10 protein-coding genes are annotated in these 12,894 nt (G+C 44.3%); 5 read left to right on the top strand and 5 right to left on the bottom strand.

The genetic code is table 11. From position 1 onward, the window contains the following. Positions 1-38: 38 nt before the first annotated feature. The 4 genes from carA to ACO6V5_RS23750 form a co-directional block, all read right to left on the bottom strand. A complete protein-coding gene (gene carA / locus ACO6V5_RS23765; protein ID WP_422135271.1) occupies positions 39-1,193 on the bottom strand; it encodes a glutamine-hydrolyzing carbamoyl-phosphate synthase small subunit in 1,155 nt (384 codons plus the stop codon). A 623-nt stretch (positions 1,194-1,816) separates the two neighbouring features. After that, a complete protein-coding gene (locus tag ACO6V5_RS23760; protein WP_422135272.1) occupies positions 1,817-2,821 on the bottom strand; it encodes a calcium:proton antiporter in 1,005 nt (334 codons plus the stop codon). 378 nt (positions 2,822-3,199) lie between these two features. Further along, positions 3,200-3,631 (bottom strand): hypothetical protein, encoded by a 432-nt coding sequence (locus tag ACO6V5_RS23755; protein WP_422135273.1) that lies wholly within the window; start codon positions 3,629-3,631, stop codon positions 3,200-3,202. A 24-nt stretch (positions 3,632-3,655) separates the two neighbouring features. Further along, a complete protein-coding gene (locus ACO6V5_RS23750) occupies positions 3,656-4,123 on the bottom strand; it encodes a hypothetical protein (protein ID WP_422135274.1) in 468 nt (155 codons plus the stop codon). Between the two features lie 429 nt (positions 4,124-4,552). Between ACO6V5_RS23750 and ACO6V5_RS23745 the strand changes: the two genes are divergently transcribed. The 5 genes from ACO6V5_RS23745 to ACO6V5_RS23725 all read left to right on the top strand — a co-directional run bounded on the left by ACO6V5_RS23745 (position 4,553) and on the right by ACO6V5_RS23725 (position 11,675). Next, on the top strand, positions 4,553-6,058 hold the full coding sequence (locus ACO6V5_RS23745) for a hypothetical protein (protein ID WP_422411069.1): 1,506 nt from the start codon (positions 4,553-4,555) through the stop codon (positions 6,056-6,058). Positions 6,059-6,201: 143 nt separating this feature from the next. Continuing rightward, entirely contained in the window at positions 6,202-6,462 is a 261-nt protein-coding gene (locus ACO6V5_RS23740) for a hypothetical protein (RefSeq protein WP_422135276.1), read from the top strand. 150 nt (positions 6,463-6,612) lie between these two features. Beyond that, positions 6,613-8,664 carry a hypothetical protein gene (locus ACO6V5_RS23735; protein WP_422411067.1) on the top strand — a complete coding sequence of 684 codons (2,052 nt, stop codon included), beginning with the start codon at positions 6,613-6,615 and terminating at the stop codon, positions 8,662-8,664. 25 nt (positions 8,665-8,689) lie between these two features. Further along, positions 8,690-10,126 carry a hypothetical protein gene (locus ACO6V5_RS23730; protein WP_422135278.1) on the top strand — a complete coding sequence of 479 codons (1,437 nt, stop codon included), beginning with the start codon at positions 8,690-8,692 and terminating at the stop codon, positions 10,124-10,126. A 133-nt stretch (positions 10,127-10,259) separates the two neighbouring features. Beyond that, positions 10,260-11,675 (top strand): hypothetical protein, encoded by a 1,416-nt coding sequence (locus tag ACO6V5_RS23725; RefSeq protein ID WP_422135279.1) that lies wholly within the window; start codon positions 10,260-10,262, stop codon positions 11,673-11,675. Positions 11,676-11,745: 70 nt separating this feature from the next. Here the strand turns inward: ACO6V5_RS23725 and dnaJ are convergent, their stop codons facing one another. Then, complete coding sequence (gene dnaJ, locus ACO6V5_RS23720; RefSeq protein ID WP_422135280.1) at positions 11,746-12,885, bottom strand: molecular chaperone DnaJ; 1,140 nt, start codon at positions 12,883-12,885, stop codon at positions 11,746-11,748. Between the last annotated feature and the right edge of the window lie 9 nt (positions 12,886-12,894).

Below are 12,894 nucleotides of genomic sequence, written 5' to 3'. Positions count from 1 at the left end.
TGAGTCTGTACTGTATGTCTCTCTTTCAAGCGACCTGATCAGGATTTGGAAGCGGCTGTGTGCTTTTCCAGCATAGTGATAAACCGGTCAAACAGCACTGCGACATCATGCGGCCCCGGGCTGGCTTCAGGGTGTCCCTGGAAACTGAAGGCGGGCCGGTCTGTCAGCTCAATACCCTGAAGACTGCTATCAAACAGGGATTTGTGAGTGACCCGGATATTTTCAGGCAGATTCTCTTCAGCCACGGCAAAACCGTGATTCTGACTGGTAATCATTACGACACCGGAATCCAGATCCTGCACTGGATGGTTGGCCCCGTGGTGTCCAAACTTCATCTTTATGGTGGCAGCACCACTGGCCAAACCCAGCAGCTGATGACCCAGACAGATACCAAAGACCGGGATACGGGTTGCCAGAATATCCTGAATGGCCTTGATGGCATAATCACAGGGCTCCGGATCACCAGGACCGTTGGACAGGAAAACACCGTCCGGGTTCATGGCCAGAACCTCTTGTGCAGGAGTTTCAGCGGGCACAACCGTCAAACGACAACCACGCTGGGCCAGCATTCTGAGTATGTTGCGCTTGACACCAAAATCATAAGCCACAACGTGGAAGGGCTGCTCATCAACAGTCTGGTGATCATCGGACTCCAGAGACCAGACACCTTCTTTCCATTCATAAGACTCCGAAACTGTCACCTCTCTGGCAAGGTCCATACCTTTCAGGCCGGGGAATGCCCGAGCCTTTTCCAAAGCTGCCGCTTCATCAATATGACCGTTTTCATCGGCCACCAGGATACAACCATTCTGGGCACCCTTCTCTCGCAGGATACGAGTCAGGCGACGGGTATCAATATCAGCAATGGCTACGATTTGATTAGTACGAAGGTACTCATCAAGAGGCATCCTGTTCCGCCAGTTGCTGGCGAGAAGAGGAAGATCACGGATAACAAGGCCAGCGGCATGAATTTCAGTAGACTCTTCGTCTATGGGAGTAATGCCGGTATTACCAATATGGGGGTAGGTGAGAGTCACAATTTGACGAGAATAAGAAGGATCGGTGAGTATTTCCTGATAGCCAGTCATGGCTGTATTGAAAACGACCTCACCACTGGTCTCTCCGTCGGATCCAATGGCAATGCCCCGAAAAAGACTTCCGTCTTCCAGAGCCAGTACGGCTGACTTAGTCAATGATTCCTCCCACATTCACCTCATGAAAATCATCTTATTCATGGGCAAAATGATTTTCTACGCTTAAGGCTGTTCGACCTGTTCCCAATCAGGTCAGCAAGGGTAAAACCTGATGGGTGAAGTACGCAAGACAGCAATGTTATAACCCTGTTTCCTTAGAGAGCACGCTCAAAAAAAGCGAGAGGTAAATTGAATCACCGTCTCGCTTTTTTTATCCGACTTTTATAAGGAGTCTCGGGGGCACGCCAGCTGCCTCAACAAATCTAATGCAAATTTTTCGCATTCAAACACAACATTTATAAAAAGACAATATTTTTCTTCCAAAAAACACCTGAATTCAGGGCATTTCTGAACCGGTTTTCTTATGAGAGATCAAGAGCCAATGAATCGAAAAGAAAAGCAGTTAAGTACTCAGCCGTACGGAATCGAATATTTCTGGCTTATTGGGCAGGTGCTCTGCAAGGCGCAACGACGGAAACATAGCAAGCTATGTGACCAGAATTGCAACGCATCACGACTGCATGGATGCAGGAGCTAGAGCAACGCAGGAGCAGTTGCCGCGAGTGCCTGAACAATAAGTCAGAAAATATGATTTCGTATGGTTGAGTGCTTATGAACCAGGATCAGTCAAAAATCAGAATAATGTAGCAGAAAAACAGTGTCAGATGAGTCACCCCCTGGAACAGGTTACTTTTACCTGAAGAAAAGTTCACGATGGAAACCAGCAGCGTCAGAACCAGCAATAGTGCATCGACATTGTTCAAACCCAGAACAATGATTTTGGAGGTCAGAACCCCGATCAGTAGCACGGCAGGTATGGTCATACCTATAGTGGCCAGAGCCGACCCCAGACAAATATTGATAGAGCGCTGAAGATTATTAGCTCTTGCTGCTTTGATCGCCGCCATCCCTTCCGGCGACAGCACCAGAATTGCCACAATCATTCCGCCCAGGTCTGTGGGTGCTCCCAGTTCAGAAATCCCATAATCCACAATCACTGCCAGCTTCTTCGACAGCAAAACAATGGGAACCATGTAGCAGAGCAAAAGCAGGGTATGTGACGGGACAGACAACCTCTTTTCATCACTGTGATCAGAACCCTCATTGTCACCCACAAAATAGTGCCGGTGTCTCATGGCCTGCATTCCCAGAAAAGCCAGGTAGAGGACAACATTCATAACAACAAGAAAGACTATTTGCTCAAGGGAGAAAGTACCTATGGACGTTGATTCTGTAAAATTCGGCAGAATCAAACCCAGCACAGAGAGAGGAACAAGAATTCCCAGAAAGGAGTTGGCTCCCTGCAAATTAAACGTCTGCTCAACATGTCTGACCCCTCCCAGAAGCAGCGACAGCCCGACCAATCCATTCAGTACAATCATCAGGACAGAAAACATCACATCCCGACCCAGCGTTGGATTATGACTTCCGGTGAGCATCACGGCTGAAATCACAATGACTTCGATACTGATCACTGACAGGGTCAATATCAGAGTGCCGTATGGCTCACCCAACTGTTCAGCCAGACCATCAGCATGGCGAACCACGCCGAAGGAAGACCAGAGCATAACAACGAACAAAATCAGAAACAGAGCCGCACTGACCCAGTTGGGAGATCCTGTCGTCAAAAAGCAGTTGCACAACGAATAGAATAATATTGATGCAGCAAAACCTGAATAAAGGCCAGGCTCGGATTTTAACACCAAAGGTAGTTTCATCACTGCTCAAGCTACCCGCAAAAAATGTTTTTTGAATGTTATTAACACGACAAAAGCAGTCACTTAGCCGTACATGAAGAATAGATGAGCGGTAAAAATCTCCCCACTCTTTCCCGGCTTATTTTGCTGTAACTGTTTTATATTTCTCTTGGGGGAACTACAGGCTCTCCCGAAACTCCATTCTCCAGCGAGCTATTAAACCTGACAGGAAAGGAGCATGCCCTTGAACGTTTCAAGCTGCATTCGAACAAGGGCTATCGACAGAGCAACTGTCCAGATACAAAGTACCTATGTCATCGTTTCCAAAGTAGCATGCTTTTTCTTCTCTTCGCATTCTTTGAGATCTTTTTGAAGCCATTCACAAGAAGCTTCTTCTCCGGGTTCTGGTAACAACTCACCGCCTTCCATCACCCAGGATGCTGGCACTTCAAACAGGGTTACTGATACCCCGGAAACATCGATCCCAAAAAAATCAGCAATATTATTCTGCATTTCCAGACTAAGTCGGTCGTTGACGTCTGATGTCCTGCCTTTGCGGACGTTAGCTTGTACGTGAATGGCAATACCTTTTTGCAATGGAATATTTTGATTAAAGAGCACATTTACAAGACTCTCAGGAGCACTCGTTAAACCACAGTGGGTATCCATAATGAGTTTTGACAAGGGTTGTCTTTTTGACATCTCTACCGCACCCGGGGTTGAAACATTGTACAGGGGCATGGCTGTTCTCCTGCGGGCTAAGGTTTAAAAGTTAATGGACGTGGAAAAGTGTCGTGTAATGATTTTCGACTTTGCCAATCGGCCCAACATCTGAAGTGTAACCAGAGGTCTTCTGGAGGGACGGATTCGGGTCTGAGTCAGCTTCAATAAATCTTGTTGTGCCTGAAAATCCATCGCCGTCAGCATGATCTCGTTTTTATTGCACCCGGTATAGTTCATCCAAAGTTCACTGAATTCACTCATAAATGCATGACGAATGTCGTTGGGAAGATCGTTTTCCACGCCAATGGAAATGGTGGTCGCATTGCTCGGGCGAGCTGCTAAAAAAGCCTGTGAACGCGGCACTTCCACCCAGATCGGAAAGAGCTTGTAATGTTTGCCGAAGTGATTCTGGTAAAGCCTGGTACAATCCTTTTCAAGCGTCTTCCTGAGTGTTGTGGCAATAGATCCATTCAATACAAGAATTGCCATTAAGACTCGTTGTTGAGACATAATTTTCTCCGGTTAACTTCTTCCTGCCCTCGAACCCGTTTGATTTTTCGCCAGCGTTGCTAAAAACGGTATAGCACACCTGCTGCGGGAATGGTGCCCCAAAGGAAGATCAAAGTATGATAACGAGCAGCACATAAAAAGGAATCCGAGCCTTGACTGCAAGACTGATGAAATACTGACAGAAGCCTATGGAATAGCCAAAAAGGGCTGAATTGAACGGAGACTGAAGAGAGTAGGCGAATGGTCAGGCCCCCCACTGCGAATAAAGCGGCACCCCCACGTAGCATTCCGGGCAGAGCCTGCTGCTTGTAATCTCTCCCGGCTTCTTTACCCGTAATTCTTCTATATTTCTCTCCCGGTGGAACTAATCACTCTCCCGAGACTCTAAGTTCTATGGACTATTGAGCCCGAGAGTAGAGGATTACGCCAATGAACATTTCAAGCCATGCCATCAAGCTGATATTTGCATTACTCATAACGATGAGTTTTTGTGTCAACGCTGATATTACAGAACAAGAAGAACATTGCCTGAACGACGCACTGGCCGGTTATGATATTGAGCGCCTCACAGCGGTGGGAACCACGGCAGAAGAAGTCTTTCTTTTTTCTCAAAAAGCCCCAATGATCAGCCCGTATGACATTCACCGTTTTACCCGGCGCAACATTACTCCGGAAGTCGTTGCATCGTTTCATCCTGAAGTGGCTGGTGAACCGGCTTTTATAGATAAAATTCTACAGGCAGGGTTAAGCCCCCAAAAGGCAAATAGCTACCTAGAAGTCGGCGTTGATCAGGCCAACATTTTGACCAGTTACTTCAAAAATGGAATAGCTCCTGATCTTGCAGGCGCCTTATACAAAAGTGGCTACTATTTCTACACTGACTCTGACTATTCGAAGGTTTGGCTTCAAGAAACAATGGAAAAGGGGCTAACCATGGAAGATCTGCCCAGATACAAGGGACTCGCCTCAACAACCAATGAATTAAAAAGACTCTACGTTTCAAAAGTACCTACTGATTTTCTTCATAGAATCCTGAGTATGGATATAACCCTGGACACGGAAGATGCAAAATCTCTTTACTTCCGTGGCATTGACCTGGACACCTATCCATCTCTAATCTCTGACGAACGGACCTGCACAGCATATCCCACAACCCATCTTGAGTTTGAACACCTTGGTAATCTTGCGGGCTACCAGAGCAAAAAAGAGCCTATTCCTCTACCAAAAGCTTTATTTTTCCGGCTTAACACAGTATTTTCTGGCAGGGATTTTACGCAAGAATTTATGGGACATTTTTCAACCGACGATCAGGAAGAGATTTTCAAGTACGTTGAAAACAAAGCCAAACGTGTAAAAAACCCAACGATCTATAATTTACTCTACCTGACAGCGGAGATTGTTTCTGAAAAGCTTCACTACGAATTAGTGGATGAAGGAGAACTGGAGCAGACTTTCCCGATAGATTGTTCAATAGCTGAATATTGGCGAAGGGGAATTGGCGACTGTGATAAATACTCGGCATTGGGAACGGTTGTTTTTGCTCAACTGAAACAATTGTTTCCTGACGTAATGGCAAATGTTTACCTAATCAATGAACTGTTTGCAAAATACAACAGACATTCCTGGAATACCGTCGTCATTGCAGAAGAAGATCGCCTGATATTCAGCTACATTGACATAACAAACTACGACCCCGGAGATTACTATTATCTAAAGCTTATTTATCGGTTTTATCTACAACTGTATGAAGTTCTTGAGAATCTGCGTGAGGCAGCTGGCTACACCCCGAATCCATACAGAAACAAAAACGAAGCCTTGGGAGCGATGTACCCCGAGAACTTCAACAAGGAATACTTTCTTAGCGAATACAAGAAATATTTCTGTCCACACGATCAGAGCAATCCGGACATAACAACTGCTCAGACAGATGAATGATAGATGAGCTGAGAAAATCCCCCCAATCTTTTCCGGCTTCTTTACCTGTAACGCTACTATATTTCCCTCCTGGGGGAACTAATCACTCTCCCGAGACTCTAAGTTCCATGGACTATTGAACCCGATAGTAAAGGATTACGCCAATGAACATTACAAGCCATGCCATCAAGCTGATATCTGTATTACTCATAACGATGAGTTTTTGTGTCAACGCTGATATTACAGAACAAGAAAAAGAACGCTTCCTGAACGCCTCGTTGGCCAATTATGATATTGGCCGCCACATAGAGGTGGAGACCACGGCAGATATTGCAGGCACCTTAAAACGAAACGGCTTTAGTACAATCACTGACTTTGAATGGACCGACCTTCATGACGCATTTAAACTGGAGCTTAGAACCTAAATACAAAGGACTCACCCATTCAATGCTAAGTAGTTGGCCGTATGGAATCGTATATTTCTGGCTAATTGGACAGTTATCAACACGACAGAGCGAAATACACCTATTCACGCTTTCTCAGCCAGTAACGGGAAATTGGTTCGGAGGTTCATTATGATTAATAGTCATTTTCCAGTTCAGCCCAGACTTACCAGTGAACTGTTAACACAAGAAAAAACAATTAAAGTAGAAGATGGTGACCAGACTACTACTGATACCTTTGCCAGTCAGGAACACCATAATATAAACAAAATCTTTAAGAATGATGTTTGTGCAACTTCTGCCATAAACCAAGTACACAAACCGGAAAATACCTTGGAAAAATCTTTTCCTGAGCCCCCGACTAAACTGGAGCATTATTATGTTTCAACTAATGAAGGAATTACCTGGCATGATGAAAAAAGAACAGCTTGTGAAAGTTCGTCCGCAGAGGTACTTCCAAAAAAGTTAAAAAACACTAAAGAGTCTTCTATTATCGAAAGTAGTGATCTCCAACAAGTTGGTTGTTTGATACCAAAGGACAAGCAATGGATATCTTTTCTTCAGGATTTTTTCAGGCAGATACCGATTCATGCATCATCTATGAATAGAATCACCTCTTTGCAAAGTAAAGCTGGGAAAGTTAAAGAAATAGTTTTTCTGGTAGAAGCTAGCTCCCCCACTCAGGGCTATGGAAATTTAAACCTGTATATAGAATTCTTAAGGAATTTTGTCAGACTTTCCCCTGGCACTTTAAATCTGGTTCGCTTTTCTGGCTATGAACCTACTCTTAGCAACAAATTACCAAATCTTCTTTCTGGTTTACCTGCGCGTGACATTGATGAGTCTATCATTCACGGGGATCACAAATTATCGTCACCAAAAATAAGACCAGATAAAATATTTGGTATTCCATACATCATAGAACAGACAATACCAACCCATCTTTTATCAAAAAACACACTACAAATTTACACCGTTTGGGACTCGTATAAAACATCAACAAAAGCTCCATTATTTCAAATAACTAACTATAGATGGTTCACTGAATGTACGAAGGAAATACCCCTGAAAAACCGAGAAAATCATCTACCCATTTATCCGTACGAGGTCAATAAAGATACGTCAACACCAGAGTTAATGAAAAGGGATATAGCTAACAGCTTACAAAAGCCAGTAATACAAGGTTATGATACTGAAAAATTAGCTCAATTTTTTACCGAATTATTGCAATCGGCCAAAGAAAATAAAATATATTTAGCCCTTTCTTATCATGCTTGGGGAATGTTAAAACATGAGTATTACAATTACACAAATGCTGCTAAAGCGTGTTTTGGTGATAAGCCTATCATTATTATTGCACCACACAGCGAGAATATCAGTCTGTCTGAGAAAGGAAAAAAAGAACTCAGTGATACTGGTAATATACAGTTTTCAACTAATTACTCCCTGGACTTTACCACTGAGAAATCACTTATAGATAAGGTCACCGTATTTGAATTTACTTTTTTACCGAAGCGACTGTTTGAGTTGGTTTGTTATTTTTCCAACATCCCCATTTATGCACCGGGAGCCAGCACCGCTAATATTGCACAATGCTTAAATAAACCCTACCTTGGACTGGGCAGATGTGGTCATAGAGTACCAAAAACAGGCAACCCGAAACTATTAGGCCGCTGGAAAGTAGCTAATAGTGCATTCCATTTAAATCCATTCCTTATGCAAGAGGTTAAATCGGCTCTGTTAACAATGAGCAAAGAGCAAATAGAATTATGTGACAGAAAAAATAAACATGATTTCTGGTATGACCCTGAGAATGCCCATTTAGAACTCGATAAGATATGCAGAGCAGTCACCGACGATATCCTGAGATATCCTGGGCTAATCCCAACGTTAATTCCGCATTTTTTTAATGGAACGGATACCTCAAAAATCCATGAATACACTGATCTCTCAGTTGATGATCGGCAAAGTTACTTTACCCGGTTATTAGACAAAGGTAGATTACCCGAGTTTTGCCAGTACGTCTGTGATAAATCAAGTGAAATAATGCTTGATTATATGTCTCAAACAACTAAGCCAGGAGATAGTTTTTATGAACTGGCCAGAGAATTACAAAAAAAGGCATTGCATCCTGATAACAACATGATGTTGGAAGTATTAGAAAGTAATCTTCCGGATAACTGAAACCCGGCAATAAAGGAGTATGCCAATGTACATTACAAATGCCATCAAACTGATCTCTGCATTACTCATATTGATGAGTTTTAGTGCCGACGCTGATATTACAGAACAAGAAGGACATTGCCTGAAAGACGCACTGGCCGGTTATGATATTGAGTACCTTACAGAGGTGGGGACTACGGCAGAAGAAGTCTTTCTTTTTTCTCAAAAAGCCCCAATGGTCAGCCCGTATGACATTCACAGTTTTACACGGCGCAACATTACTCCGGAAGTCGTTGCATCATTTCGTCCTGAAGTGGCCAGTGATTCGTTTTTTATAGATAAGGTTCTACGGGCAGGGTTAAGCCCCCAAACGGCAAATAGCTACCTCGACGTCGGCATTAATGCGGCCTTCTTTATCATCGGGTACGCCAAAAAACGAATATCCCCTGATCTTGCAAATTCTCTATACAAAAACCTCTTTTTCGTAATCATGAGCAGTGATCGTATCCCTATTCAAGATGAATTTAAACAGTGGATAACGGCAGAAAACCTGTCTAAATACAGAGGGCTCACCACATCAATCGATCAGTTACAAGATCTCTACTTTTCCAAAGTGCCCCCAGATTTTCTTCATGAAGCTAAAAGTAAGGGTATAAAACTGTATGATGCAATGTCTCTTTACTTTCTCAGCATTGACTTGGACACCTACCCGTCTTTAATCTCTGACCAAAATACCTGCACTGTGTATCCCATTTCTCATCTTAAATTTGAACACTTGGGTAATCTTGTAAACTACCAGAGTAAAAAAGAGCCCATTCCTCTACCAAAAGCTCTATTTTCCGAGCTAAATTCCATATATATCCAATACGATATGTACCACTTTTCAACAGACGATCAAGCGGAAATTTTCAAGTACGTTGAAAAGGCTGCAAAAGATGTAAAAACCCCCACGATCTATAGTTTGCTCTACCTGACCGCAAAAATTGTTTCAGACAAGCTTCACTACGCATTAGTGGATGGCGAGCTGAGTCTTACCTTCCCGGAAGGCTGTTCAATAGCTGAATATTGGCGAAGGGGCATGGGTGACTGTGATAAATATATGGCATTGGGTGCGGTTGTTTTTGCCCAACTAAAACAACTGTTTCCTGACGTACTGACCAATGTTTACCTAAGCAAGGAATGGTTTTCGACATACAAAAGACATTCCTGGAATACCGTCGTCATTGCAGAAGAGAATCACCTGATTGTTACGTACATTGACATCATAAGATACGACACTGATTCCAATGTTCTGCGCCTTATTCTTCAGTTTCTTATACAACTGCATGACGCCTTGCACAATCTGTATGAGGCAGCTGGCTGCATCCCGAGCCCACTCAGAAACAAAAATGAAGAACTGGGAGCAATGTACCCAGAGTACTTCGAGATGCGAAACTTTCTTAGCAAATACGAAGAATACTTCTGTACGACGCAATCGAAGTAGGCTGGGCGTCAAACCAGGAGCCTGCAAGGTCGGCTTTACCTGTAAATCATCTATACCCCTGGGGGAACTTCTCGCTCTCCAGAAACTCTAATAAATAGAGGACCATTAAATCTGCCAGTAAAGGAGTACGCCTATGAACATTGCAAAACGTGCCATAATACTGACAACTGCGCTGCTCATAACGACGAGCTTCTGCGCCGAAGCTGATATTACAGAACAAAAAAAACAGGCTTTCTTGAACGCCGGGCTAGTCGATTATGATATTGAGAGCCTCATAGAAGTAGGAACCACGCCAGAAGAAGTCCTTCTTTTTGCTCAAGATGCCCCAACAATCAGTCCAGACATTATTTACTATTATACTCACTTCAACATTACTCCGGGCGTTGCCGCAATGTTTCATCCCAGAGTCATTTCCAAACCATTTTTTATTGCAGATATTCTCGAGGCAGGACTAACTCCCCAAACGGCTAACAGCTACATCGAGGCAGGTGTTTATCGTGCCAGGTCTATTATCGCTTATGTTAAACATGGAATACCTCCCAATCTTGCAGACTCCCTAAACAAGAACGGCTTGTATATCGCTACGGATACTGAACAGAGAGATTTTCATGAAACATTCGAAAAAGGCTTAACAACAAAAGACCTGCCCAGATACATCGGGCTCGCCCGCACACCCTTTGAATTAAAAAAACTCTACTCTTCAAAAGTGCCTACAGCTTTTATTCATGAAGCCATGAGCAAAAACATAACGCTGAGTGATGCAACTTCCCTCTACTTCCATGGCATTGACCTGGACACTTACCCTTCTCTAATCTCAGACCAGCCAACCTGCAGTGTATACCCCGCTAATCATCTTGAATTTGAGTACATCGGTAATCTGGCGGGCTACCAGAGTAAGAAAGAGCCCATCCCTCTACCAAAAGATTTATTTTCCCAGCTTAACTCAATACATGTTTATAACAGCATGAACCTTTTTTCGACAGACGACCAGGCGGAAATTTTCAAGTACGTTGAAAACATAGCTAACTATGTAAAAAAACCAACGATCTATAATTTGCTCTATCTGACAGCTCATATTGTTTCACAAAAGCTTCACTACGAGACTGTGGATGAAGGCGAGCTGGCAATGACTTTCCCGGAGGAGTGTTCAATCGCTGAATATTGGCGAAGGGAGATTGGCGACTGTGATAAATACACGGTACTGGGAATGGTTGTTTTTGCCCAACTGAAACAGCTGTTTCCTGACGTACTGGCAAATGTTTACCTGACCAGGGCATTGTTTTCACCCTACAAAACACATGCCTGGAATACTGTCGTTATTGCAGAAGAAGATCGCCTGATTTTCTCCTACATTGATATAACAAACTTCGACAATGATGCCGATACTCCAAACTCTGATTACCGGGATTTTCTGGAACAGAAAGAACTAGCTTACAAAAACCCGTTCAGAGACAGAAACGAAGCGCTGGGAGCCATGACCACAAAGTACTTCAATCATCAATACTTTCTTACCGAGTACGATAAATATTTCTGTAAGCCTACGCATTAATTGAACAACGCTGGACATAAAAAAAGTGGCACTGAAGCCACTTTTTTTATTTTCCATTCTGACTGACCGATCACTTGCCCATATCGTCGAAGAACTTTTTAACCCCTTCAAAGAAAGAGGTTTTCTTAGGCGACTGACGATGCTCACCTTCGGCAGCAAAGGTTTCCTTCAACTCTTCCATCAGCTCTTTCTGGCGTTCAGTCAGATGCACCGGCGTTTCTACCACAACACGACACATCAGGTCTCCACGACTACCGCCACGCACCGGTGTGACACCTTTATCGCGCAGACGGAACAACTTGCCAGTCTGGGTTTCTTTTGGAATCTTGAGTTTTACCCGGCCGTCGAGGGTCGGAACTTCCAGTTCGCCACCGAGGGCTGCATCAACAAAGGTAATAGGCACTTCACAGTAGAGGTGCTTGCCATCACGCTGGAAGATCCGATGGTCTGCTACGCTGACCTGAACGTAGAGATCACCGGCTGGACCACCATTGACGCCCGCTTCACCTTCACCAGCCAGACGAATACGGTCACCGGTATCGACGCCGGCAGGAATTTTTACAGACAGAGTCTTATATTCCTGAACCCGACCTTCACCATGACACTCACGACAAGGGTCTTTTATCATCTTGCCGGTGCCGTGACAATCAGGACAGGTTTGCTGAACAGAGAAGAAACCCTGCTGCATACGCACCTGACCCATGCCTCCACAGGTGGTACAGGTAACCGGAGAAGTGCCTTTCCTGGCACCAGAACCGTCGCAGGACTGACAGACTACCAGGGAAGGAATCTTGATTTTCTTGGTAGTCCCCTTAACCGCTTCTTCCAGACTCAGCTCCAGCTGGTAGCGCAGATCAGCACCTCGCTGAACAGAGCTGCGGGAGTGGCCGCCGCCACCAAAGATGTCTCCAAAAACATCACCGAAGACGTCACCGAAACCGCCAGCTCCACCGAAGCCGCCAGCTCCACTGCCGCCCATATTGGGATCGACACCGGCGTGACCGTATTGGTCGTAGGCGGCACGCTTCTGATCATCAGAGAGGATTTCGAAAGCCTCGTTTACTTCCTTGAAATTCTCTTCTGCCTCTTTGTCATCAGGGTTACGGTCAGGGTGGAACTTCATAGCCATGCGGCGGTAGGCCTTCTTGATCTCCTTGTCAGAGGCCCCCTTTTCTACGCCCAGTACTTCGTAAAAATCACGTTTTGCCATCAGTAACAC

This window comes from Endozoicomonas sp. ALD068 (assembly GCF_049310145.1).
Lineage (GTDB): Bacteria > Pseudomonadota > Gammaproteobacteria > Pseudomonadales > Endozoicomonadaceae > Endozoicomonas_A.
This window is presented reverse-complemented; position numbering and strand designations above follow the sequence as displayed.